The sequence below is a fragment of the Diaphorobacter limosus genome, assembly GCF_033100095.1.
In the GTDB taxonomy this organism is placed as follows: Bacteria; Pseudomonadota; Gammaproteobacteria; order Burkholderiales; family Burkholderiaceae_C; genus Alicycliphilus; species Alicycliphilus limosus.
The window spans coordinates 342772-365053 of sequence record NZ_CP136921.1 but is presented as its reverse complement, the minus strand read 5'-3'; the positions used below and the strand labels follow the sequence as shown (position 1 = coordinate 365053).

23 protein-coding genes and 6 tRNA genes are annotated in these 22282 nt (G+C 66.4%); 9 read left to right on the top strand and 20 right to left on the bottom strand.

Annotated elements, in window-relative coordinates:
• Window positions 1–7: 7 nt before the first annotated feature.
• On the top strand, window positions 8–766 hold the full coding sequence (locus P4826_RS01840; protein ID WP_317702307.1) for a 3-hydroxyacyl-CoA dehydrogenase: 759 nt from the start codon (window positions 8–10) through the stop codon (window positions 764–766).
• A gap of 120 nt (window positions 767–886) precedes the next feature.
• On the opposite strand, the gene P4826_RS01835 is transcribed toward P4826_RS01840, so the two are convergent.
• The 12 genes from P4826_RS01835 to folC all read right to left on the bottom strand — a co-directional run bounded on the left by P4826_RS01835 (window position 887) and on the right by folC (window position 8583).
• Window positions 887–963, bottom strand: a tRNA-Asp gene (locus P4826_RS01835).
• A gap of 47 nt (window positions 964–1010) precedes the next feature.
• Window positions 1011–1086, bottom strand: a tRNA-Glu gene (locus P4826_RS01830).
• Window positions 1087–1107: 21 nt separating this feature from the next.
• A tRNA-Ala gene (locus tag P4826_RS01825) sits at window positions 1108–1183 on the bottom strand.
• Window positions 1184–1200: 17 nt separating this feature from the next.
• Window positions 1201–1277 (bottom strand) — tRNA-Asp (locus tag P4826_RS01820).
• 49 nt (window positions 1278–1326) lie between these two features.
• Window positions 1327–1402, bottom strand: a tRNA-Glu gene (locus P4826_RS01815).
• Window positions 1403–1419: 17 nt separating this feature from the next.
• A tRNA-Ala gene (locus tag P4826_RS01810) sits at window positions 1420–1495 on the bottom strand.
• A gap of 61 nt (window positions 1496–1556) precedes the next feature.
• Complete coding sequence (gene gltX / locus P4826_RS01805) at window positions 1557–2978, bottom strand: glutamate--tRNA ligase (protein WP_317702306.1); 1422 nt, start codon at window positions 2976–2978, stop codon at window positions 1557–1559.
• Window positions 2975–4189, bottom strand: a complete 1215-nt coding sequence (locus P4826_RS01800) for an O-succinylhomoserine sulfhydrylase (RefSeq protein WP_317702305.1) — start codon at window positions 4187–4189, stop codon at window positions 2975–2977. The genes gltX and P4826_RS01800 overlap by 4 nt, the downstream gene beginning before the upstream one ends.
• 128 nt (window positions 4190–4317) lie before the next feature.
• Window positions 4318–5823, bottom strand: a complete 1506-nt coding sequence (purF, locus tag P4826_RS01795) for an amidophosphoribosyltransferase (RefSeq protein ID WP_317702304.1) — start codon at window positions 5821–5823, stop codon at window positions 4318–4320.
• A 76-nt stretch (window positions 5824–5899) separates the two neighbouring features.
• Window positions 5900–6388 (bottom strand): CvpA family protein, encoded by a 489-nt coding sequence (locus P4826_RS01790; protein WP_317702303.1) that lies wholly within the window; start codon window positions 6386–6388, stop codon window positions 5900–5902.
• Window positions 6389–6415: 27 nt separating this feature from the next.
• Window positions 6416–7243 (bottom strand): SPOR domain-containing protein, encoded by an 828-nt coding sequence (locus P4826_RS01785; RefSeq protein WP_317702302.1) that lies wholly within the window; start codon window positions 7241–7243, stop codon window positions 6416–6418.
• 14 nt (window positions 7244–7257) lie between these two features.
• On the bottom strand, window positions 7258–8583 hold the full coding sequence (folC, locus tag P4826_RS01780; RefSeq protein WP_317702301.1) for a bifunctional tetrahydrofolate synthase/dihydrofolate synthase: 1326 nt from the start codon (window positions 8581–8583) through the stop codon (window positions 7258–7260).
• A 48-nt stretch (window positions 8584–8631) separates the two neighbouring features.
• Here folC and P4826_RS01775 point away from each other — a divergent pair, with 48 nt between their 5' ends.
• From P4826_RS01775 to argG, 4 genes are all read left to right on the top strand, one after another.
• Window positions 8632–9021 (top strand): ArsC family reductase, encoded by a 390-nt coding sequence (locus P4826_RS01775; RefSeq protein ID WP_317702300.1) that lies wholly within the window; start codon window positions 8632–8634, stop codon window positions 9019–9021.
• Window positions 9022–9127: 106 nt separating this feature from the next.
• Window positions 9128–9784 (top strand): glycine zipper 2TM domain-containing protein, encoded by a 657-nt coding sequence (locus P4826_RS01770; protein ID WP_317702299.1) that lies wholly within the window; start codon window positions 9128–9130, stop codon window positions 9782–9784.
• 127 nt (window positions 9785–9911) lie between these two features.
• Window positions 9912–10229 (top strand): pyrimidine/purine nucleoside phosphorylase, encoded by a 318-nt coding sequence (gene ppnP, locus P4826_RS01765; RefSeq protein ID WP_317702298.1) that lies wholly within the window; start codon window positions 9912–9914, stop codon window positions 10227–10229.
• 64 nt (window positions 10230–10293) lie between these two features.
• A complete protein-coding gene (argG, locus tag P4826_RS01760) occupies window positions 10294–11634 on the top strand; it encodes an argininosuccinate synthase (protein WP_317702297.1) in 1341 nt (446 codons plus the stop codon).
• An 88-nt stretch (window positions 11635–11722) separates the two neighbouring features.
• Here the strand turns inward: argG and queC are convergent, their stop codons facing one another.
• Both queC and P4826_RS01750 read right to left on the bottom strand, forming a co-directional pair.
• The gene (gene queC / locus P4826_RS01755; protein ID WP_317702296.1) at window positions 11723–12430 is read right to left on the bottom strand and encodes a 7-cyano-7-deazaguanine synthase QueC; all 708 of its coding nucleotides are present in this window, start codon (window positions 12428–12430) and stop codon (window positions 11723–11725) included.
• Window positions 12427–13098 carry a 7-cyano-7-deazaguanine/7-aminomethyl-7-deazaguanine transporter gene (locus P4826_RS01750; RefSeq protein WP_317702295.1) on the bottom strand — a complete coding sequence of 224 codons (672 nt, stop codon included), beginning with the start codon at window positions 13096–13098 and terminating at the stop codon, window positions 12427–12429. Before P4826_RS01750 ends, queC begins: the two co-directional genes overlap by 4 nt.
• Window positions 13099–13258: 160 nt before the next feature.
• Here P4826_RS01750 and P4826_RS01745 point away from each other — a divergent pair, with 160 nt between their 5' ends.
• Window positions 13259–13624, top strand: coding sequence for an SPW repeat protein (locus P4826_RS01745; protein ID WP_317702294.1), 366 nt, complete (start codon window positions 13259–13261; stop codon window positions 13622–13624).
• Between the two features lie 106 nt (window positions 13625–13730).
• Here the strand turns inward: P4826_RS01745 and murB are convergent, their stop codons facing one another.
• Window positions 13731–14819 (bottom strand): UDP-N-acetylmuramate dehydrogenase, encoded by a 1089-nt coding sequence (gene murB, locus P4826_RS01740; RefSeq protein ID WP_317702293.1) that lies wholly within the window; start codon window positions 14817–14819, stop codon window positions 13731–13733.
• Window positions 14820–14887: 68 nt separating this feature from the next.
• On the opposite strand from murB, the gene P4826_RS01735 reads away from it, so the two are divergent.
• The 3 genes from P4826_RS01735 to P4826_RS01725 are packed head-to-tail and all read left to right on the top strand — an operon-like array spanning window position 14888 to window position 17056.
• Complete coding sequence (locus P4826_RS01735) at window positions 14888–15373, top strand: YajQ family cyclic di-GMP-binding protein (protein ID WP_317702292.1); 486 nt, start codon at window positions 14888–14890, stop codon at window positions 15371–15373.
• Window positions 15374–15386: 13 nt separating this feature from the next.
• A complete protein-coding gene (locus tag P4826_RS01730) occupies window positions 15387–16031 on the top strand; it encodes a retropepsin-like aspartic protease family protein (RefSeq protein WP_317702291.1) in 645 nt (214 codons plus the stop codon).
• Window positions 16032–16057: 26 nt separating this feature from the next.
• Window positions 16058–17056 (top strand): HD-GYP domain-containing protein, encoded by a 999-nt coding sequence (locus P4826_RS01725; RefSeq protein ID WP_317702290.1) that lies wholly within the window; start codon window positions 16058–16060, stop codon window positions 17054–17056.
• 14 nt (window positions 17057–17070) lie between these two features.
• Here P4826_RS01725 and plsY read toward each other — a convergent pair whose 3' ends face one another.
• The 5 genes from plsY to P4826_RS01700 form a co-directional block, all read right to left on the bottom strand.
• A complete protein-coding gene (gene plsY / locus P4826_RS01720) occupies window positions 17071–17703 on the bottom strand; it encodes a glycerol-3-phosphate 1-O-acyltransferase PlsY (RefSeq protein WP_317702289.1) in 633 nt (210 codons plus the stop codon).
• A 30-nt stretch (window positions 17704–17733) separates the two neighbouring features.
• Entirely contained in the window at window positions 17734–18234 is a 501-nt protein-coding gene (gene ybaK / locus P4826_RS01715; RefSeq protein WP_317702288.1) for a Cys-tRNA(Pro) deacylase, read from the bottom strand.
• A gap of 62 nt (window positions 18235–18296) precedes the next feature.
• Entirely contained in the window at window positions 18297–19358 is a 1062-nt protein-coding gene (locus tag P4826_RS01710; RefSeq protein WP_317702287.1) for an aldo/keto reductase, read from the bottom strand.
• A gap of 66 nt (window positions 19359–19424) precedes the next feature.
• Window positions 19425–20510, bottom strand: a complete 1086-nt coding sequence (locus tag P4826_RS01705; protein WP_317702286.1) for an ABC transporter ATP-binding protein — start codon at window positions 20508–20510, stop codon at window positions 19425–19427.
• 2 nt (window positions 20511–20512) lie between these two features.
• Window positions 20513–22237, bottom strand: coding sequence for an ABC transporter permease (locus P4826_RS01700; RefSeq protein ID WP_317702285.1), 1725 nt, complete (start codon window positions 22235–22237; stop codon window positions 20513–20515).
• Window positions 22238–22282 lie beyond the last annotated feature (45 nt).

Below are 22282 nucleotides of genomic sequence, written 5' to 3'. Positions count from 1 at the left end.
ACCAGGAATGGAAATCAAGGGCAAGGTATTCATCGTCACGGGCGGCGCATCCGGCCTGGGCGAAGGCACGGCGCGCATGCTGGCCGCAGCCGGCGGGCTGGTGGTGATTGCCGACATGCAGCAAGACAGGGGTGAGGCCGTGGCACGCGATATTGGCGGCGCCTTCGTCAAGTGCGATGTGGCCAGCGAGGCCGACGGCCAGGCGGTGGTCGCCAAGGCCGTCTCTATGGGCAAGCTCATGGGCCTGGTGAACTGCGCCGGCATCGCCCCGGCGGAAAAAACCGTGGGCAAGAACGGCGCGCACGGCCTGGCCAGCTTCAGCAAGACCATCACCGTGAACCTGATCGGCAGCTTCAACATGATCCGCCTGGCGGCCGACGCCATGAGCAAAAACGAGCCCGAGGCCACCGGCGAGCGAGGCGTGCTGATCTCCACCGCCAGCGTGGCAGCCTACGACGGGCAAATTGGCCAGGCGGCCTATTCCGCATCCAAGGGTGGCGTGGTCGGCATGACGCTGCCGATTGCGCGCGACCTGGCCAAGAGCGGCATACGCAACATGACGATCGCGCCAGGCATCTTCGGCACGCCCATGCTGTTCGGCATGCCTAAGGAAGTGCAGGACGCGCTGGCTGCCGGCGTACCCTTCCCCAGCCGCCTGGGCACACCGGAAGACTACGCCAAGCTGGCGCGTCACATTTTTGAAAACGACATGCTCAACGGCGAGGTGATCCGCCTTGATGGCGCCATACGCATGGCACCGAAGTGATGTATTTTTAAGAGCTGCAAACGCTTGTCACGCCTGCCCTGCAGGCGTTTTTCTTTTGAAACGAAGCAGCAGCAAAAGCAAACGGGCTGCAACTTGCGATGCAGCCCGTTTTGAGAGACTTGGCGGAGTGGACGGGACTCGAACCCGCGACCCCCGGCGTGACAGGCCGGTATTCTAACCGACTGAACTACCACTCCGCGTCGGTGCCGCGTTCGGCTCTTGCGAGCCCAAGTGCGACAAAACTTGGCGACCCTACGGGGATTCGAACCCCGGTACTCACCGTGAAAGGGTGATGTCCTAGGCCTCTAGACGATAGGGTCAAACCTAGAAACTGTGCAGGTTGGTGGAGGTAAACGGGATCGAACCGATGACCTCTTGCATGCCATGCAAGCGCTCTCCCAGCTGAGCTATACCCCCGAACCTTGCGAAAACTTTGGCGGAGTGGACGGGACTCGAACCCGCGACCCCCGGCGTGACAGGCCGGTATTCTAACCGACTGAACTACCACTCCGCGTCGGTAGCTGCGTTGCGACTCTTGCGAGTCCAAGTGCAGCCAAACTTGGCGACCCTACGGGGATTCGAACCCCGGTACTCACCGTGAAAGGGTGATGTCCTAGGCCTCTAGACGATAGGGTCAAAACCTAGATTCAGTGTGGTGGAGGTAAACGGGATCGAACCGATGACCTCTTGCATGCCATGCAAGCGCTCTCCCAGCTGAGCTATACCCCCACTCAGATTTCAGAAACTTTCGTATCCGTCATCTGCTGAGCCTTGAATTATAGACAGGTTTTTAACGACTTTTCAAACGTGTGAGGATTTTTTCGCGCCCCAGGAGTTCCAGCACCGCATCGACCGACGGCGTGTGTGCCTGGCCCACGGTCAGCACGCGCACGGGCATGGCCAGTTGCGGCATCTTCGCGCCCTGCTCCTTCAGCAGTTGCTTGATGGCGGCGGCGATCGCCTCCTTGTTCCACTCCACCGTGGCCATCGCTGTGGCAAAGGCGTCCAGCAGCGGACCGGCCTCGGGCGTGACATGCCTGGCATAGTCTTCGGCGTTGCGCTCCACGCGGTCCAGATAGAACACACGCACCCAGCGTGCCAGATCGACCAGGGTCTCGCAGCGATCCTTGAACAGCGCGCAGATGCGCGGCAGACGCTCGTCCAGCGCCGCCGGGGCCACGCCTTCGTTCTCGACGAAGGGGGCCACCAGGCGCGCGAGCTCAAAGTCGTCGAGTGCCTTCATATGCTGGGCGTTGACCCAGCGCAGCTTGGCCTCGTCGAACTGGCCGGCGCTACGGCCCAGGTGGTCGAGGTTGAACCACTCCAGGAACTGCGCGCGCGAGAAGATTTCGTCGTCGCCGTGGCTCCAGCCCAGGCGCGCCAGGTAGTTGACCATGGCGTCGGGCAGGTAGCCCTCGTCGCGGTACTGCGTGACAGCCTTGGCGCCATTGCGCTTGCTCATCTTCTCGCCCTGCTCGTTCAAGACGGTGGGCAAGTGGGCAAACACCGGCACCTGCGCTCCAAGTGCCTCGAAGATGTGGATCTGGCGCGGCGTGTTGTTCACATGGTCGTCGCCGCGGATCACATGGGTGATGCGCATGTCGATGTCATCGACACAGACGCAGAAGTTGTAGGTGGGCGTGCCCACGGCTTCGCCGTTCTGTGCCGGGCGGGCGATGACCAGGTCGTCGAGCTCGCTATTTTGAAATTCGATGCGGCCCTTGCACTTGTCATCCCATGCCACCACGCCATCCTTGGGTGTCTTGAAGCGCAGCACCGGCTGTACGCCCTCGGGCACGGGCGGCAGCTGCTTGCCAGGCTCGGGGCGCCAGGTACCGTCGTAGCGCGGCTTTTCCTTGGCGGCGGTCTGGCGCTCGCGCAGCGCGTCCAGCTCGGCCATGCTCATATAGCAGGGGTAGACATGGCCGCTGGCCTGCAGCTGGGCCAGCACTTCCCTGTAACGCGCCATGCGCTGCATCTGGTAGTACGGGCCTTCATCGTGATCCAGCCGCAGCCAGGCCATGCCCTCCAGGATCACATCGACGCTGGCCTGGGTGGAGCGCTCGACGTCGGTGTCCTCGATGCGCAGGATGAAGTCGCCACCCATGGCGCGCGCAAAGGCCCAGGGGTAGAGCGCCGAGCGGATGTTGCCCAGGTGGATGAAGCCCGTCGGCGACGGGGCGAAACGCGTGCGTACTTTTGCTTGTGTCATGCCAGAGTGTCCAGGCCGCGCAAGAGGTCGGCCTTCAGGTCGTCGAGATGTTCCAGGCCCACGGAGATGCGCACCAGCCCCTGGCCTATGCCAGCGGCCTGGCGCTGTTCTTCCGTCAGGCGCCCGTGCGAGGTGCTGGCCGGGTGGGTGATGGTGGTCTTCACGTCGCCCAGGTTGGCGGTGATGGAGCACACGCGCGTGCTGTCGATCACGTGGAAGGCGTTGGCGCGCAGCTGCTCGGCGCCCTGCCCCGCCACGTCGAATGCCAGCACCGTGCCACCCATGCCGTTTTGCTGGCGCATGGCCAGCTCATGCTGCGGGTGGCTCTTCAGGCCGGGGTAGTAGACGCGCGCCACCTTGGGCTGCTGCTCCAGCCAGGCGGCCAGTTCCAGCGCGGCGGCGCTCTCGGCCTTGACGCGCAGGGCCAGGGTCTCCAGACCCTTCAAGACCACCCAGGCATTGAACGGTGCCAGGTTCAGCCCGCCGCTGCGCAAAAAGGTGCCCATGACCTTGTCCACCAGTGCCACCGTGCCGCACACGGCGCCGGCCATGACGCGGCCCTGGCCGTCGAGCAGCTTGGTGCCCGAGTGCACGACGATGTCGGCGCCCAACCTGGCCGGCTGCTGCAGCACGGGCGAGGCAAAACTGTTGTCCACCGCCAGCAACGCGCCGTGGGCGTGGGCAATTTCAGCCAGCGCGGCGATGTCGCACAGGTCGGTGAGCGGGTTGGTGGGCGTTTCGGCGAACAGCAAGCGCGTGTTCGGGCGGATCGCAGCCTGCCAGGCCGCCACATCGGTCTGCGAGACAAAGCTGGTCTCCACGCCAAAGCGCGCCATCTCGGTGCCCAGCAGCTTGATGGTGGAGCCGAACATGGACTGCGAGCAGACCACATGGTCGCCGGCCTTGAGGACCGTGAGCGCCACCAGCAGGATGGCCGACATGCCGGTGCTGGTGGCCACGGCGCATTCGGTGCCCTCCATGGCGGCCAGGCGGCGCTCGAAACTGGTGACGGTGGGATTGGCCGTGCGGCTGTAGGTGTAGCCCGCCTCCTCATTGGCAAAGCGGCGCGCGGAGCTGGCGCAGTCGCTCTGCACGAAGCTGCTGCTCAGGTACAGGGCTTCGCTGTGCTCGCCCCACTGGCTGCGCTCCACGGCCTCACGCACGGCCAGGGTGTCGGGGTGCAGGCCCGGGGGCAGGGATTTCTCGGTCACGGTGACAATCCTTATTCAAGAATAGGAGCTGCGTGCGCTTGTTGCACGGTGGTTTGAATCAACTTCTCTTATGAAACCGCCCATTGACAGGCGCAAGGCGCTCACTTTTTTCCGTCTGCGCCGGCAGGCTACTCCTGGGCGTTGGGCAGCGATAGGCGCGAGGTGTCTTCCTCGTCATCCTCGCCGCCGCGCTGGCGCCCCTCGTTCAGGGCCGTCACTTCCTCGTCGGAGATGTCGCCGGTGATGTACAGGCCGTCGAAGCAGGAGGCCTCGAAGCCCTGCACGCCCGGGTTGATCTTGCCCACGGCCTGCTTCATGGCCGCCACGTCCTGGTAGATCAGCGCGTCGGCGCCTATCACCTGGCGGATTTCTTCCTCGGTGCGGTCGTGCGCCACCAGTTCGGCGCGCGTGGGCATGTCGATGCCGTACACGTTGGGGTGGCGCACCGGCGGAGCGGCCGAGGCCAGATACACCTTGACCGCGCCGGCGTCGCGCGCCATCTGCACGATCTCCTTGGAGGTGGTGCCGCGCACGATGGAGTCGTCCACCAACAGCACGCGCTTGCCCTTGAACTCGCTGGCGATGGCGTTCAACTTCTGGCGCACCGACTTCTTGCGCGTGCCCTGGCCCGGCATGATGAAGGTGCGGCCGACATAGCGGTTCTTCACAAAACCTTCGCGGTAGGGCAGGCCCAAGAGCTGCGCCAGCTGCATGGCGCTGGGGCGGCTGGATTCGGGGATGGGGATGATGGCGTCGATCTGGCTCGGTGGCACGGTGGAGACCACACGCTTGGCCAGCGTCTCGCCCATGTTCAGGCGCGCCTGGTAGACCGAGATGCCGTCCATGATCGAGTCCGGACGTGCCAGGTAGACATACTCGAACACACAGGGATAGAGGCGCGGTTGCTGCGCGCACTGCCGGGTTTGCACGGTGCCGTCCAACTGCACGAATACGGCCTCACCCGGCGCGATGTCGCGCTCGAGCCGGTGCAACGTGCCTTCCAGGGCCACCGACTCGCTGGCCAGCATCACCGTGCCGTCAGCGCCCCGGCCCATGCACAGCGGACGGATGCCGAACGGATCGCGAAAGGCCAGCAGGCCATAGCCGGCAATCAGTGCCACCACCGCATACGAGCCCTTGATGCGCAGGTGCACGGCGCGCACGGCGGCAAACACGTCGTCCGTGGTCAGCGATGCGCCGCTGCTGGCGCGCGCCAACTCGTGGGCCAGCACGTTGAGCAGCACCTCGGAGTCGCTCTCGGTGTTGGTATGGCGGTGGTCAGTCTCGGCCAGCTCGCGGCGCAGCTGCTTGGCGTTGGTCAGGTTGCCGTTGTGCACCATGACGATGCCGAACGGCGCGTTCACGTAGAACGGCTGTGCCTCCTCCTCGCTGGCCGCGCTGCCCGCGGTTGGGTAGCGCACCTGGCCCAGGCCTATGCTGCCGGGCAGCGCGCGCATATTGCGCGTGCGGAACACGTCGCGCACCATGCCCTTGGCCTTGTGCATGAAGAACTTGCGCCCCTCCTGGGTGACTATGCCAGCGGCATCCTGCCCCCGGTGCTGCAGCAGCAGCAAGGCGTCATAGATCAGCTGATTCACAGGGGCGGTGCTGACGACGCCGACGATTCCACACATAGTTCGCGTTCCATTTTCAATGGCGGGAGACTTCCCGCCGACAACCATTGACTGCCCGCTGGCAGCAGCGCCCTCGCTACGACGGCAGATGCCGCCCCAGCTCCTCGGGCAGCACGGGCCGCATGCCCTTGAGCGCCACCTGCAGCCAGGGCGCCAGCTGCGACTGCCGCCACCAGGGCGCATCTTGCACCTGCAGCCAGCCGGCGACCAGCGCCACGACCAGCAGCAGCAGCAGGCCACGAAGCACGCCAAACAGTGCCCCCAGCGCCCGGTCGGCCGGCCGCAGGCCGACGGCATCGACAAGCTTCTTGAGCAGCCAGGCCAGCAGGCCGCAGGCAAACACCGCGGCAACAAACACCACCACAAAACCGGCCACATGGCGCCATGCGGCATCCGCCTCGCCCATGGGCAACCAGGCCCCGGCGGCATCGGCAAACCACTGCGCAGCAAAGAATGCAACGACCCAGCCAGCCAGCGACAACAATTCGAACACCAGGCCGCGCCACGCGCCAATCAACAGCGACGCGGCCAGCACCGTCAGAAACACCCAGTCCAGCGCTGCCATCGCCATCCATCCAGAGCCGGTGGCTTGTTACAACGCCAGCACGGAAGCCGACAGGCCAGCGCTCTTGACGCGCCCCACGGCCTTGTCGGCCTCGGCACGGCTGTCAAACGGCCCCAGACGCACGCGCGTGCGCTTGCCGTCCTTGGTGTCCACCACCTGGGTATAGGTCTTGAGGCCCGAGCGTTCCAGCTTCTCGCGCACCTCGCGCACCTTGTCGGCATCGGCAAAGGCACCCACCTGGACGATGAAACGGCCCTGATCGGCCGCAGCCGCGCTGGCGGCCTGCGCCGGCTGCTGGCCCCGACCTTCGAGCAGGGCCCGGGCGCGGGCCGCGTCATCCGGGCGTGCCGGCTTGGCGTCGGGCTTGGGTTCGGGCTTGTGCTCCACCTTGGGCTCGGGTTTCGGCTCGGCTTTCGGTTCCGGCCGGGGAGCGGGCTTGGGCTCAGTCCTGGCTTCAGGTTTGGCCTCGACCTGCGCGGCGGGTTCTGCGCGACTGCTGGTACCGATCACTTCCTCGCCAGCGTCCAACCCGGCCGCAGCCGGCTCTGGCTTGGCCCTGGGCTCGTCCTGGCTGGCGCCCTTGCCTGGTACCGCCAGCGGGGCGACCTTGTTGCGATCGGGAATGTCGATGGCCACGTCCACCGCCACCGGGCGCGGCTGGGTGTCGAAAACCAGCGGAAAGCCGACCACGCCCGCCAGCACCAGCACGGCCGCGCCGATCAGGCGATGGCGCGCCCGGCGGCGCATGTCGTCGATGCTCTCGGCCTGTGCGGCTGCGCGCGAGCGCCGTGCGCCCTTGTTGCTGTCGGCCTGCGGCTCGGCACCGCCGGGCCAACGAAACTTGAAAAATGCCATGGAGTGTGGACTGGTTAGGCGTCCAGATGCTTGGCGTGCAGTCGGGGCACTCCGTTTTTGAGCACGCCGCCCACCGTGTAGAACGAACCAAAGACCACAATTCTATCAGTGGGGTCGGCCGCCTCGACGGCCGCACGCAGCGCCTCTTCGGGACTGGCGTGCAGGCTGGTTCCAGCCTTGCGGCCGGTGGCCGAAGCCGCTGGCAATGTACTCCACTTCTGCTGCAGGCCGGCCGCGCTCTCGGCGCGCGGCGTGGGCAGGTCGGTGAAATACCAGCGGTCGATGAGGGGGGCGATCTTCTCCAGCATGGGCGCCAGATCCTTGTCGGCCATGGCGCCAAACACGGCGTGCGTGGTCGGAAAGTAGCCCATGGCGTCCAGGTTCGCCGTCAGCGCCGCCACCGAATGCGGGTTGTGCGCCACATCCAGCACCAGGGCCGGCTGGCCGGGCACGACCTGGAAGCGCCCGGGCAGCTCCACCCGCGCCAGCCCCAGGCGCACCGCCTGCGCCGTGACCGGCAGGCGCTGGCGCAGCGCCTCCAGCGCCGCCAGCGCGCCCGAGGCGTTGATGAGCTGATTGGCCCCGCGCAGCGCCGGATAGGCCAGGCCGGCATAACGCCGCCCGCGCCCGGCCCAGGACCATTGCTGCTTGTCGCCCGAATAGTTGAAGTCCTGCCCGAAGCGCCACAGGTCGGCGCCGATCTGCTGCGCCTGATCGATCACGCTTTGCGGCGGCAACGGGTCGCTGACCACCACCGGTCGGCCGGCACGCATGATGCCGGCCTTCTCGCGCCCGATCGATTCACGGTCTGACCCGAGAAACTCCACATGGTCGATGTCCACGCTGGTGATCACGGCGCAGTCGGCGTCGATGATGTTGGTGGCGTCCAGCCGCCCGCCCAGGCCGACCTCGAGAATGGCCACATCCAGGCCCGCCTGGCTCATGAACCGCAGGATGGCCAGAGTGGTGAACTCGAAGTAGGTCAGCGACACCTCGGTCCCGGCTTCCGTCCGGGCGCGCTCCACGGCCTCGAAATGCGGCAGCAGCGCTGCGGCAGCGACGCTGTCGCCGCGCACGCGGCAGCGCTCCTCGAAATGCACCAGATGCGGCGATGAATACACCCCGGTGCGGTAGCCGGCCTCCATGGCCACGGCCTCCAGCAGGGCGCAGGTGGAGCCCTTGCCGTTGGTGCCGGCGACGGTGATCACCGGGCAGTCAAAGCGCAACGCCAGCCGGCGCGCCACCTCGCCCACGCGGGCCAGGCCCATGTCGATATTCTTGGCATGCAGCCGCTCGCAATGCTCGAGCCAGCCTTGCAGTGTCTGGGGATAGGTTTGCATAGAGCCCGCGATTGTCGCCGAGCCGGCCATGGGCGATGATGCGCGCCCATGAGTACCCCCACCACGATCATCCTCTACGGCATTCCCAATTGCGACACGGTGAAGAAGGCGCGCGCCTGGCTCGCCGGGCAGAGCCTGGCCTACCAGTTCCACGACTTCAAGAAGCAGGGCGTGCCCGCGGAACGTCTGAGCGCCTGGATGGCCGCCGTGGGCTGGGACAGGCTGCTCAATCGCCAGGGCACGAGCTGGCGCAGGCTGGACGCTGCAGTGCAGTCCAGCGTGCAGGACGCCGCCAGTGCCGCCGCGCTAATGCGCGAACATGCCTCGGTCATCAAACGCCCGGTGGTCGAGTGGAACGGCACAGCCACGGGCCGCGTGACCGTGGGCTTCAAGCCCGAGACCTGGAACGAATTGCTGGCCGCCGGCTCCAAAACATAGGTCTTTACGCCAGATTTACCTGGCCGCCATGGCAGAAAAGCACACCCGGGTGAAACTGCCTGCGACCCTGGTGCGTTACAGGCTGACCGAAAGGAGCTTTCAGTCCATGAACAAGATCATCGTCCTTGCCACCCTCACCATGGCGGCCATGGCCAGCCAGGCCCAGGATCTGGGCCGCGTGCTGTCGGCCACCCCCATCACCCAGCAGGTGGCCGTGCCGCAGCAGGTGTGCGGCAACGAGACCATTTACAACGGGGCGCGCCCGACGACCGGCGGTGGCGCAGTGCTGGGCGCCATTGCCGGTGGCGCCGCGGGCAATGCCATTGGCAGCGGCGGCGGCCGCGCCGCAGCCACGGCCCTGGGCGTGATTGGCGGCGCGCTGCTGGGCAACCAGATCGAGAGCGGCCGCCCCGGCTACCAGAACGTGCAGCGCTGCACCACCGAGACCTACTACGACCAGCGCGTGATCGGCTACGACGTGACCTACGAATACGCCGGCCGCAGCTACACCACACGGACCCAGTCCGATCCCGGGCAGTGGATTCCGATTACCGTGCAGCCGGCCGTGCCGGGCATGTCCGGCTACACGCCGCCCGGCTACGCAGCGCAGAACGCCGGCGATCCCGGCTACGGTCACCCCGGCGCGGTCTACGGCACCCCGCCGGGCCCGCCGGCCTATGTGGTGCCGCCACCGACGGTCTACGAGCACCGCTACCCCTATTACGGCCACTACCCCTATCGCCAGCCGCGCTACAACTACTGAAGATCCGCAGCCACCACAGGAGCCCTCCAGGGCTCCTTTTTTCATGGCGCAGCGCACGCCAGGGGGCAGCGGCGCGCGCGGCCGGCCTAGAATTGCCGGTTTGTCCACCGCTCTTCAGTCACCACCCATGACCACCGAATCGATTGCTGGCGCCACGGTCAGCACCCAGGCCAACGTGTACTTTGACGGCAAATGCGTGAGCCACAGCCTGACGCTGGCCGATGGCACGAAGAAGTCGGTGGGCGTGGTATTGCCGTCCACGCTCACCTTCAACACCGGCGCGGCCGAGGTCATGGAATGCGTGGCCGGCGGCTGCGAATACAAGCTGGCCGGCAGCGATGCCTGGCAGACATCCGGCCCTGGCGACAAGTTCAGCATCCCCGCCAACTCCAGCTTCGACATCCGGGTCGATCAGGCCTATCACTACATCTGCCATTTCGCATGAGCATTTTTAGCCTGTAGCGCTTATCTATAAAGCGCTAACAGCTATCATTTTTGAGAGAACCTCCATGGCAACCATTTTGCAATCCCTGCCCGTCGGCCAAAAGGTCGGCATCGCCTTCTCCGGCGGCCTCGACACCAGCGCCGCGCTGCGCTGGATGAAGAACAAGGGCGCCCTGCCCTACGCCTACACCGCCAACCTGGGCCAGCCCGACGAGGACGACTACGACGCCATCCCGCGCAAGGCCATGGAATACGGCGCCGAGAAGGCGCGCCTGATCGACTGCCGCACCCAGCTGGCGCACGAGGGCATTGCCGCCATCCAGGCCGGGGCGTTTCACATCTCTACAGGCGGCATCAGCTACTTCAACACCACGCCGCTGGGCCGCGCCGTCACGGGCACCATGCTGGTCGCCGCGATGAAGGAGGACGATGTGCACATCTGGGGCGATGGCTCCACCTTCAAGGGCAACGACATCGAGCGCTTTTACCGCTACGGCCTGCTGACCAACCCCTCGCTCAAGATTTACAAGCCCTGGCTGGATCAGCAGTTCATCGACGAACTGGGCGGGCGCGCCGAGATGTCGGCCTTCATGACGAAGGAAGGCTTTGGCTACAAGATGAGCGCCGAGAAGGCCTACAGCACCGACAGCAACATGCTGGGCGCGACGCACGAGGCCAAGGACCTGGAGTTTCTGAACAGCGGCATCCGCATCGTCAACCCCATCATGGGCGTGGCGTTCTGGCGCGACGATGTGCAGGTGTTGGCCGAGGAAGTCTCCGTCACCTTCAACGAAGGCCAGCCCGTGGCCATCAACGGCCGCGAAATTGACGACCCCGTCGAGCTATTCCTGGAGGCCAACCGCATAGGCGGGCGCCACGGCCTGGGCATGAGCGACCAGATCGAGAACCGCATCATCGAGGCCAAGAGCCGCGGCATCTACGAGGCCCCCGGCATGGCGCTGCTGCACATCGCCTATGAGCGCCTGGTCACCGGCATCCACAACGAAGACACCATAGAGCAGTACCGCCTGAACGGCCTGAAACTGGGCCGCCTGCTGTACCAGGGCCGCTGGTTCGACCCCCAGGCCATCATGCTGCGCGAGACCGCCCAGCGCTGGGTGGCGCGCGCCGTCACCGGCACCGTCACGCTGGAGCTGCGCCGCGGCAACGACTACTCGCTGCTGAACACCGAATCGCCCAACCTGACCTACGCTCCCGAGCGCCTGTCGATGGAGAAGGTGGAAGACGCGCCGTTCAGCCCGCTGGACCGCATCGGCCAGCTGACCATGCGCAACCTGGATATTTCGGACACGCGCGACAAGCTGGGCGTGTACTCGCGCGCCGGCCTGCTGTCGCTGGGCGGCAATGCCGCGTTGGCGCAGCTGGAAGATGGCGCCAAGAAATAATGGTTAAACAAGGCTGCAGCGCTTATCCATCAAACGCTGGCAGCTATCAAAAAAGAACCGCCCCGCTGGCCCAAGCCGGGCGGTTTTTTCATGCCTGACGCGCCGCCCACTGTGCCCAGCCCTGGGCGCGCAGCACGCAGGCCGGGCAGTGGCCGCAGCCATGGCCCCAGGCATGCAGCCGGCCGCGCTCGCCCAGGTAGCAGCTGTGCGAGTCGCGCCGAATCAGCTCCACCAGCGCCGCGCCGCCCAGATCCTGCGCCATCTGCCAGGTGGCGGCCTTATCGAGCCACATCAACGGCGTCTCCAGCGTCAAACGCCTGTCCACGCCCAGACTCAGCGCCACCTGCAGCGCCTTCAGCGTGTTGTCGCGACAGTCGGGGTAGCCGGAATAGTCGGTCTCGGACATGCCGCCCACCAGCACATCCAGCCCGCGCCGGTAGGCCAGCGCCGCCGCCAGGGTGAAGAACAGCAGGTTGCGCCCTGGCACAAAGGTGTTGGGCAGGCCGTCTGCCTGCATGGCAATCGTCACCTCGTCGGTCATGGCGCTGCCGCCCAGTTGCGCCAGCACATCCACGGTGAGCAGATGATCCGGCCCCAGCCGGCCCGGCCAGGTCATGGCCTGCAGGCCGGTGCGCAGCCGCTCGCGGCAGTCGAGCTCGACACGGTGGCGCTGGCCGTAGTCAAAGCCCAGGGTCTCCACCTCGGCATAGCGCGTCAGCGCCCAGGCCAGGCAGGTGGCGGAATCCTGCCCGCCCGACAGCAGCACCAGTGCGCGGCGCGGCTGCACGGCGCTCATCGCGCGGCGGCCAGCGGCAGCGGATCCTGGCGCAGCCAGCGCACCACGGCGGCCAGCAGCACGCCATAGGCGGGCACGAACAACAGCAGACTCACCGCGAGCTTGATGACATAGTCCACCCAGGCAATCTCCACCCAGTTGGCCGCCATGAAGGCGTTGGAGCTGTGCCAGAAGGCGATCACAAAAAAGGCCGCCGTATCCAGTGCCTGGCCCACCACCGAGGCCGCGGCCGGCGCCAGCCACCAGACGCGGCTTTGTTGCCGGATGCGGTCGAACACCTGGATGTCCAGCAACTGCCCGAGCACATACGCGGCAAAGCTGGCAAAGGCAATGCGAAAGACAAAGCTGTTGAAGTCAGCCAGGGCGCCCCAGCCATTGAAACCGCCCTCATGGAACAGCACCCCGACGATGTACGAGGCCACCAGCGCCGGCAGCATGGCGCGCGTGATCACGCGGCGCGCGCTGACCTTGCCGATGAGCCGCACCGTGAGGTCGGTGGCCAGAAAGATGAAGGGAAAGCTGAACGCCCCCCAGGTGCTGTGAAAGCCCAGCAGGTTGATCGGCAGCTGCACCAGGTAGTTGCTGGCGATGACGATGGCGATATGGAATGCCACCAGGAGGGAGAGATAGAGCGGCGCGCGCGACGGCGGTGCCTGCAGCGAGGTCATGGCAGTCCTTTTTTGTGGATGGGGGCGAGGGAACCCATGTTGACGAAATCGAGGGGCGCGATTATAGGCGGCGCGGCGCGCAGCAGTGGAACCTTGGCCCCCGCCCGCGCTCTAACAAATTGCCACAATCGAATGGGTATTGCGGCAGGAGGTTGCAGCCATGAGGAACATGAAACATTGGCAGGATCCGCTCAATGCGCTGGTCGGCGCCTGGTTGGTGCTATCGCCCTGGGCCATGGGCTTTGAGGCCCAGATGGCACCCACAGCCAGCAGCGTGGTCGTCGGCTTGGCCCTGATCGCTGCATCGCTGGGCGCCATGTTCGTGCCGCGCGCCTGGGAGGAATGGAGCCAGGCCGTGCTGGGACTGTGGATGATTGCCTCGCCCTGGCTGCTGGGCTTCAGCGCCCAGATGGATGTCATGCGCGTGGCCGTCGCCTCGGGCATCGTCGTGCTGGCCCTGGCCCTGTGGGTGTTGCTGACCGACAAGGAGTACAGCGCCTGGATGCACCACGGCCCAGCCCATTGACGCCATGCGTCACGAGAAAACCGCCCTCGGGCGGTTTTCTTTCGGCACTTTTTGGACCTATCGCTTATCCATAAAGCGTCAGCAGCTATTTAAATATGAGCAACAACTACAACACCACCGGCTCAGGCTCCAGCCGAATGCCAAAGCGCTCATAGACGCTGGTCTGTATCGCGCGGGCCAGGGTCATCACCTCGCCGCCGGTCACGCTGTCATCCGGCGTGCCGCGGTTCACCAGCACCAGGGCCTGTTTGTCGTACACCCCCGCCTTGCCCACGCTCTTGCCCTTCCAGCCGCAGGCGTCTATCAACCAGCCCGCCGCCAGCTTGATGCTGCCGTCCGCCATGGGGTAGTGCACGATCTTCGGGTCGCGCGCGATGATGTCCTGGCACTGCTCGGGCGACACCGTGGGGTTCTTGAAGAAGCTGCCGGCGTTGCCGATGACGGCCGGGTCGGGCAGCTTGGCGCGGCGTATCTCGCACACCCAGTCGAAGATCTGCCGCGCCGTGGGCCGCGCCACACCGGCCTCGATACGCTTCCTCTCCAGATCCAGGTAGCCCAGTTCAGGCGCCCAGTCCTTGCGCAGCAGAAAGCGCACATGGGTGATCACCGCCCGCCCCGCCAACCCCATGCCCCGGCCCCAGTGGCCAGGCAGGCCGGCGCCCTCCTGCTCGGCCAGCGGCGCGGCATGCTTGAACACCGAGTCGCGGTAGCCGAAGGCGCATTGCGCGGCGTCCAGCGTGAAGGGCTGGCCCGTGGCCAGGTCGATCGCGACCAGCGAATGAAAGCGGTCCTGCAGCTCCACGCCATAGGCGCCAATGTTCTGCACCGGCGCCGCGCCCACGGTGCCGGGGATCAGGGCCAGGTTCTCCAGCCCCGGCCAGCCTTGGGTCAAAGTCCAGTCCACGGTGTCGTGCCAGGGCTCGCCGGCGCCGGCCTCGACGATCCAGGCCTTGTCGGTTTCTTCCAGCAGGCGCCGGCCCTTGATCTCCATCTTCAGCACCACGGGCTTCACATCGCCCGTGAGCACGATGTTGCTGCCCCCGCCCAGCACAAACAGCGGCTGGCGCGCCAGGCGGTGGTCGGCCAGCAGCTCATGCACATCCTGCGCCGAGCGCACGCGCACCAACGTATGGGCGCGCGCGGCAATGCCGAAGCTGTTGTAGGGCTGCAGGGGGACGTTTTTCTCGACTAACATCGGCCGGATTGTCGCACCCGCCCCACTGGGCTGCGGGTTTGCCCCAGGTTTGACCAGAGAGTATTGCCATGCCGTCTTTTGATACCGTTTGTGAAGCCAACTTCGTCGAAGTGAAGAATGCCGTGGAGAACACGGCCAAGGAGATAGGCACGCGCTTTGACTTCAAGGGCACGTCGGCCGGCGTGGAGCTCAAGGACAAGGAGATCACGCTGTTTGGCGACGCCGAATTTCAGCTGCAGCAGGTCGAGGACATTCTGCGCGGCAAGCTCAGCAAGCGCAGCGTGGACGTGCGCTTCCTCGACGTGCAAAAGCCGCAGAAGATCGGCGGCGACAAGCTCAAGCAGGTGGTCAAGGTGCGTAACGGCATCGACAGCGAGCAGGCCAAGAAGATCCAGAAGCTCATCAAGGAAAGCAAGCTCAAGCTGCAGGCCGCCATTCAGGAAGAAAAGGTGCGCGTGACCGGCGCCAAGCGCGACGACCTGCAGGCGGCCATGGCGCTGATCCGCAAGGAAGTGGCCGACCTGCCGCTCACATTCGACAACTTCCGCGACTGACCTTCCCCGCACCATGCGCTACCCGCTGACCTGCCTGAGCACCGCGCTGGCGTTTTGCCTGCCGGCGCAGGTGCAGGCGCAGGACGTGGCCCTGGCCGGCATTCTGGGTGGCAAGGCGCTGCTCGTCGTCAATGGCAGCGCGCCGCGCGGCGTGGCGCCGGGCGAGTCCCACATGGGGGTGCAGGTTGTCTCTGTGGGCCGCGAGGATGCCGTGGTGGACAGTGCCGGCGGCCGGCGCAGCCTGCGCCTGGGCGAGGCGCCGGTGCGCGTCGGCGGCAGCGGCACGGGCCAGCGCGTGGTGCTGAAGGCCGATGCGCGCGGGCATTTCGTCAGCAGTGGCCAGATCAACGGCCGCATCATGCAGTACATGGTGGACACCGGCGCCTCCACGATCGCCATAGGCCGGCCTGATGCAGAACGCATGGGCCTCAAGTTCGAGGAACAGGGCCAGAGCGTGAGGATGAACACCGCCAACGGCGTGGCCCAGGGCTGGCGCCTGCGGCTGGATTCGGTGCGCGTGGGCGATGTCGAACTGCGCGGCGTGGACGCCATCGTCACCCCCCAGCCCATGCCCTATGTGCTGCTGGGCAACAGCTTTCTGCGCGAATTCGAGATGAGCCGCAACGGCGACGAAATGATGCTGCTCAAGCGGCGCTGAACCACCCCACACAAACCACCCCGCCCATGACCGCACAGTCACCCGCCAACGCCCCGGATACGGTCGATAGCGAGTACGAAGACTTGCTGGGCCAGTGGTCGGATCTGGAGTCCGCGCTGTCGGTGCTGCTGGCGCGCCCGCGCAGCGTGCAGGACTTTGCGTTCAAGCTGCGCCAGTGCGACCGCTGGCTGCAGGACCTGGTGGCGCACGACATAGACGCCGCCCTGTACCTGATGTTCCAGCTCGCCGCCACCTCCAGCGTGGGCTACAGCGCCGCGCACGCCCTGGTGTGCGCCACGCTGTGCCACATACTTGGACACGAGCTGCGCCTGCCCGTGCAGGAGCGCGACAGCCTGGTGCGCGCGGCCTTCACCATGAACCTGGCCATGACGGCGCTGCAGGACGAACTGGCCCAGCAGCGCGAGCCGCTCACGCCCGCGCAGCGCAGCGCCGTCGATCAGCACCCGCGCGCGGGCCTGGACTTGCTGGAGGAGCTGGGCATCAGCGACGAGCTGTGGCTGGAGGTGGTGGGCCAGCACCACACGCCACAGCCCGAAGCCGACGCCCTGGCCGGCCTGTCGGCGCTGGAGCGGCTGACGCGCATCCTTGGCGCCATAGACCGCTACGCGGCCATGATCAGCCCGCGCAAGTCGCGCGCCGGCCGCAGCGCCACCGATTCGGTGCGGGCCATCGTCGGCCAGGATGCCGACGTGCGCGACGAGGTCGGCCTGACCCTGGTGCGCACCGTGGGCCTGTGCCCGCCCGGCACCTTCGTGCGGCTTGACAATGGCGAGACGGCCATCGTGCTGCGCCGCGGCGAGCGCGCCAACTTTCCGCTGGTGGCCAGCGTCGTCGATGCCAAGGGGGAGCCGCAATCAGAACCCCGGCTGTACCACACCGAGCGCGGCCAGCAGCGCATTCAGGCGGCGCTGGCGCGCTCGGCGGTCACCGTGGAGCTGCCCTACCGCACCATGGTGCGCCTGGGGCTGTATGCGGCGCAGCGCAGCGCCAGCGTCTCGGGCTGATCAGGCCTTCTTTTTCAGGCCTTCTTTTTTGTCCCCAGGCGCGATTCCTTGCCCTGGATGAGCCGCTGAATGTTCGCCTTGTGGCGCCAGGCCAGCAGGCCCGCCATGACCACCATGGCCACGCCCAGCCGCGCATCGCTGTACCAGACCATGCCGGCGCCCAGAAAATAAAAGAACGGCGCAAAAGCCGCCGCCACCAGCGACGCCAGCGAGGAATAGCGGAAGAAGAACGCAACGATGACCCAGGTCAGCAGCGTGGCCAGGCCCAGCCAGCCGCTCACGCCCAGCAGCACGCCCAGCGCCGTGGCCACGCCCTTGCCGCCCTCGAAACGGAAGAACACCGGCCACAGGTGGCCGGCAAACGCCGCCAGGCCGACCATGGCCATGGTGCCCTCCTCCAACCCGAAGGGCGCGCCAAACCAGCGCACCAGGGCCACCGGCAGCCAGCCTTTGGCGGCATCCAGCACCAGCGTGACGACGGCCGCCGCCTTGGAGCCAGAGCGCAGCACATTCGTAGCGCCGGGGTTCTTGCTGCCATAGCTGCGCGGATCGGACAGGCCCATGGCGCGGCTGACGATGACGGCGAACGACAGGGAACCGAGCAAATAGGCGGCCAGGGTGGCGGCAAGGGACAGGAGGATGCTCACGGCAGACAAGGAAGGAGGAAACGAAGCGCCCTATTCTGCCAGCGCGCACTGCACGGTTTTCGCCTGCAGCAGCCGCACGCACACCTGTGGGTCGAGCTGCAGCAGATAGCCGCGCCGCCCGCCGTTGATGGCGATGCGCGGCAGGCTCAAGATGCTTTCCTCGATGAACACCGGCATGTCCTTTTTGGTGCCGAAGGGCGAGGTGCCGCCCACCAGATAGCCGCTATGGCGATTCGCCACCTCGGGCTTGCAGGGCTGTACATGCTTGGCGCCGATCTGGCGCGCCAGGTTCTTGGTGGAGACCTTGCGGTCGCCATGCATGAGCACGATCAGCGGCCTGGCGTCCTGGTCCTGCATCACCAGGGTCTTGACCACCATGTGCTCATCCAGGCCCAGCTGGCGCGCGGACTCGGCGCTGCCGCCATGCTCCACGTAGTCGTAGGGGTGCTCGGTGAACTCCACGCCCTGCGCGCGCAACAGCTGTGTGGCGGGGGTTTCGCTCACATGGGCGTTCTTGTCTTTCTTGGCCATATTCAAAAATCATAGCTGTTTGCGCTTTATGGATAAGCGCTACAGCCGTTTTTTTATTCAAATCATTGCCCGGGGTCGCGCAGCTGCCAGCGCAGCGCGTCCACGGCGGCCAGCAGCTCGGGGGACAGCACCGTGCCCCAGGCGTCCAGGTTTTCGTCCAGCTGTGCCAGCGTGGTCACGCCGATGATGGTGCTGGCCACGCGCCAGCTCTGGTAGCAGAAGGCCAGCGCCAGCTGCACCGGCGTCAGGCCATGGTCGCGCGCCAGCTGGTTGTAGCGGCGCGCGGCGGCCAGGGCCTCGGGCCGGCCCCAGCGCTGCTTGCGCACCGACTCGTAGCGGGCGATGCGCGCCTGCTGGGGCGCGCCGGGTTCATGCGGCGCATGCCGGTCGTACTTGCCGGTGAGCAGGCCAAAGCCCAACGGCGAATAGGCCAGCAGCGACACCCCCAGGCGGTGGCAGCTCTCGTCCATGGCGTTGTCCCAGCTGCGGTTCACCAGGCCGTACGGGTTTTGCACCGACACCACCCGCGGCAGGCCATGCTGCTCGGCCAGGCGCACGAATTCATGCACGCCGTAGGGCGTCTCGTTGGACAGGCCGATGTGGCGCACCTTGCCGGCCTGCACCAGGGCGGCCAGCGCCTGCAGCTGCTCGCGGATGGAGGTTTGCGAGGTCTCCTGGGCGGGCTCGTAGTACAGCTGGCCGAACACCGGCACATGGCGCTCGGGCCAGTGGATCTGGTAGAGGTCTATGCAATCGGTCTGCAGGCGGCGCAGGCTGGCCTCGCAAGATGCCTGGATGTCGGCCGCCGTCATGCCACTGCCGGCGCGTATCCAGGGCATGCCGCGCGAGGGGCCGGCCACCTTGCTGGCCAGCACGATGCGGCTGCGCGCGCCGGGGCGGCTGGCAAGCCAGCGGCCGATGATGGATTCTGTGGCGCCGTAGGTGGCCGCGCGCGCGGGCACGGCGTACATCTCGGCCGTGTCGATGAAGTTCAGGCCGCGCTCCAGGGCGCGGTCGAGGATGGCGTGGGCGTCCTGCTCGCTCACCTGCTCGCCAAAGGTCATGGTGCCCAGGCAGATGGGGGTGACCTGCAAATCGCTTTGACCAAGGGGAATCGTATTCATGGGCTCTTCTTCAGGAAACAAGCGCCCCAGTGTACGGATTCGCCCCCGCCCGTGCAGGGCGCAGGCTCAGCGATGCAGATAGCGCAGCTGCGTGGGCGCAAGCCCCAGCCGCACCTGGGCGCCGGGAGGGAACATGGCGCCGCCCGCGTAATGCGGCTGGTCTGCCACCAGCGCCACCTCGCCCACGCGCACGCGGTAACGCGCAAACTCGCCCAGAAACTCGGCCGCCTCCACCCTGCCCTGCAGCCAGACGCGATCGGCGTCAGCCGGCTCGCCCTCGGCGGCAATGCGGATCTGGTGCGGGCGAAAAGCCAGCGTCGCCGCGCCGGGCGCTGGCGGTTCGGCGGGCACGGGCAGCGTCAGGCGGCCCAGGCCCTGGGCGTCGAACACCAGCGTGTCGCCGTCCAAGGCGCTCACCTGGCCCTCCAACAGATTCGCGGTGCCGACAAAGCCGGCCACAAAGCGGTTGTGCGGCTCGTCATACAGCCCGGCGGCCGTGCCCACCTGCTGCAGCACGCCCTGGTTCAGCACGGCCATGCGGTCGGCGGTGGTCATGGCCTCCTCCTGGTCGTGGGTGACGAAGATGGTGGTCAGGCCCAGCTGGCGCTGCAGGTTCTTCAGTTCCTCGCGCATCTGCACGCGCAGCTGCTTGTCCAGGTTGGACAGGGGCTCGTCGAGTAGCAGCAGCTTGGGTTCAATGACCACCGTGCGCGCCAGCGCCACGCGCTGCTGCTGGCCGCCCGACAGCTGACCGGGGCGGCGCTGGCCGTAGTCCTGCAGGCCGACCAGCTCCAGCGCCGCGCCCACCTTGCGGCGAATCGCATCACGGCTCTCGCGCCGCTCCACCAGGCCGAAGGCCACGTTGTCCCACACCGTCATGTGCGGCCACAGCGCGTAGTTCTGGAACACCATGCCCACGCCGCGCAAATGCGGCGGCACGCCGGAGATGTCCTGGCCGTCGATCAAGAGCTCGCCGCTCTGGTGCTGGTTGAAGCCCGCGATCAGCCGCAACAGCGTGGACTTGCCCGAGCCCGAGGGGCCGAGCAGCGCGAAGAACTCGCCCGGTTCGATCTTCAAATTGACATCGCGCAGCACCGGCGTGGCGCCGTAGGACAGGCTGATATGGCGGCACTCAAGGGAGGCTTGGTTCATGGTCAGGCCTTGGCAGAAGAAGCGACCGTGGCGCGCGAGCGCTCCACGAAACGGTGCGAGAAATACGTGCCCAGGCCCACGACGAGCACGGCCAGCACGCCCAAAGCAGCGCCCGGCCCGCGCCCGGCAATGCTTTGCATGTAGAGGTATATCCCTAAGCTCATCGGCGCCTGGCTTTCGGTCGAGACCAGCACCAGCGTGGCCGACAGCTCCACCGCCGCCGTGATGAAGCTGGTGACGAAACCGGCCAGGATGCCGCCGGCCATCAGCGGCACCGTCACGCGCCGTATGGTGGACAGGCGCGACGCGCCCACGCTTTGTGCCGCCTCTTCCAGCGACACATGCACCTGCTGCAACGCCGCCATGCACGAGCGCAGCGCATAAGGCAGGCGCCGCACGGCGTAGGCCAGCATGATCAGCACCCAGGTCTGCACAACCAGCTCATCGCTGCCCGGCATCGTGACGCCCTTGAACAGCCGCAGATAGCCAATCGCCAGCACCAGGCCGGGAATGGCCAGCGCCGCCGACGCCAGCCAGTCCAGCCACTGGCGCGCCGGCAAGCGCGTGCGCAGGATCAGGTAGGCGATGGCCGTGCCTATGACCACGTCCAGCCCGGCGGCCAGCACGCAGTACAGCAGGGTGTTGGCCATCATGCCGCGCGCGTCGCTGAACACGGTGGCGTAGTGCGCCAGCGTGTAGCTGTCGGGCAGCACCGAGAAGCTCCACACCTGGGCCAGCGACATCAGCAGGATGCCCGCATGCGGCGCCAGCACCACGGCCAGCACCAGAGCTATCCAGCCATAGGCCAGCAGCGCCTCCCACTTGGACAACCGCCGCTTTTGCAGCGCGCCGCCGCCCTTTTGCAGCGTGGCGTAGTCCTTGCCCTTCATCACACGCGCCGCCAGCCACAGCGCCAGGATGGAGAACACGATCATGATCACGCTGATCACGTAGCCCAGCGGGTCATCCACCCCCACCGAGGTGATGCGCAGATAGGCCTGCGGCGCCAGCATGTTGGTCACGCCCATGACCAAGGGCGTGCCCAGGTCGTCGAACACCTTGACGAACACCAGCGCCGCGCCGGCCAGGTAGCCCGGCATGGCGAGAGGAAAGATCACGCGCCGAAACAGGCGCCAGCCGCGCGCGCCCAGATTCAGGGCCGACTCCTCCATGGCACCGTCGATGTTGCGCATGGCGGCCACCAGGTTCAGCAGGATGAAGGGGAAGTAGTGGATGCTCTCGACAAAGGTCACGCCCACCAGGCCATCCATGATGGGAATGGTGATGTCAAACCAGTCGCCCAGCAGCAGGTTGACCGAGCCACTGCGGCCAAAGATCAGCTGCAGCGCCACCGCACCGACGAAGGGCGGCATGATCAGCGGCAGCACGCCCAGTGTCTGTATCAACAGCGCACCGCGGAACTCGAAGCGCACCGTCAGGTAGGCCAGCGGCAGCGCGATGACGCTGGCAAAAAAGGTGCTGGCCAGTGCCACCCACAGGCTGTTGAAGAAGGACTCGCGGAACACCAGCTGGTCGAAAAAATTGCCAAAATGGCCCACGGTCAGGGCGCCGGTGTCGGTGACGAAAGCGGTGTAGATCACCGTGCCCACGGGCAGGATCAGAAACACCAGCAAGAAGGCCAGGATCAGCGCAAAGGCGATCCAGGGCCACAGGCCGGCAGATGCGCGCGGCGCACGCGCGGCGGTCGATAGGTGAGCAACGGGCATGGCGTTCGATCACACCCGCCGCCCAGAGCGGCAGATGTGGCGGTC

Bases quoted from the DNA above. Each gene is read 5' to 3' on its own strand.
- P4826_RS01840 (WP_317702307.1), top strand. From the start codon at position 8: ATGGAAATCAAGGGCAAGGTATTCATCGTCACGGGCGGCGCATCCGGC.
- gltX (WP_317702306.1), bottom strand. From the start codon at position 2,978: ATGACACAAGCAAAAGTACGCACGCGTTTCGCCCCGTCGCCGACGGGC.
- purF (WP_317702304.1), bottom strand. From the start codon at position 5,823: ATGTGTGGAATCGTCGGCGTCGTCAGCACCGCCCCTGTGAATCAGCTG.
- P4826_RS01790 (WP_317702303.1), bottom strand. From the start codon at position 6,388: ATGGCAGCGCTGGACTGGGTGTTTCTGACGGTGCTGGCCGCGTCGCTG.
- P4826_RS01785 (WP_317702302.1), bottom strand. From the start codon at position 7,243: ATGGCATTTTTCAAGTTTCGTTGGCCCGGCGGTGCCGAGCCGCAGGCC.
- folC (WP_317702301.1), bottom strand. From the start codon at position 8,583: ATGCAAACCTATCCCCAGACACTGCAAGGCTGGCTCGAGCATTGCGAG.
- P4826_RS01775 (WP_317702300.1), top strand. From the start codon at position 8,632: ATGAGTACCCCCACCACGATCATCCTCTACGGCATTCCCAATTGCGAC.
- P4826_RS01770 (WP_317702299.1), top strand. From the start codon at position 9,128: ATGAACAAGATCATCGTCCTTGCCACCCTCACCATGGCGGCCATGGCC.
- ppnP (WP_317702298.1), top strand. From the start codon at position 9,912: ATGACCACCGAATCGATTGCTGGCGCCACGGTCAGCACCCAGGCCAAC.
- argG (WP_317702297.1), top strand. From the start codon at position 10,294: ATGGCAACCATTTTGCAATCCCTGCCCGTCGGCCAAAAGGTCGGCATC.
- queC (WP_317702296.1), bottom strand. From the start codon at position 12,430: ATGAGCGCCGTGCAGCCGCGCCGCGCACTGGTGCTGCTGTCGGGCGGG.
- P4826_RS01750 (WP_317702295.1), bottom strand. From the start codon at position 13,098: ATGACCTCGCTGCAGGCACCGCCGTCGCGCGCGCCGCTCTATCTCTCC.
- P4826_RS01745 (WP_317702294.1), top strand. From the start codon at position 13,259: ATGAGGAACATGAAACATTGGCAGGATCCGCTCAATGCGCTGGTCGGC.
- murB (WP_317702293.1), bottom strand. From the start codon at position 14,819: ATGTTAGTCGAGAAAAACGTCCCCCTGCAGCCCTACAACAGCTTCGGC.
- P4826_RS01735 (WP_317702292.1), top strand. From the start codon at position 14,888: ATGCCGTCTTTTGATACCGTTTGTGAAGCCAACTTCGTCGAAGTGAAG.
- P4826_RS01730 (WP_317702291.1), top strand. From the start codon at position 15,387: ATGCGCTACCCGCTGACCTGCCTGAGCACCGCGCTGGCGTTTTGCCTG.
- P4826_RS01725 (WP_317702290.1), top strand. From the start codon at position 16,058: ATGACCGCACAGTCACCCGCCAACGCCCCGGATACGGTCGATAGCGAG.
- ybaK (WP_317702288.1), bottom strand. From the start codon at position 18,234: ATGGCCAAGAAAGACAAGAACGCCCATGTGAGCGAAACCCCCGCCACA.
- P4826_RS01710 (WP_317702287.1), bottom strand. From the start codon at position 19,358: ATGAATACGATTCCCCTTGGTCAAAGCGATTTGCAGGTCACCCCCATC.
- P4826_RS01705 (WP_317702286.1), bottom strand. From the start codon at position 20,510: ATGAACCAAGCCTCCCTTGAGTGCCGCCATATCAGCCTGTCCTACGGC.
- P4826_RS01700 (WP_317702285.1), bottom strand. From the start codon at position 22,237: ATGCCCGTTGCTCACCTATCGACCGCCGCGCGTGCGCCGCGCGCATCT.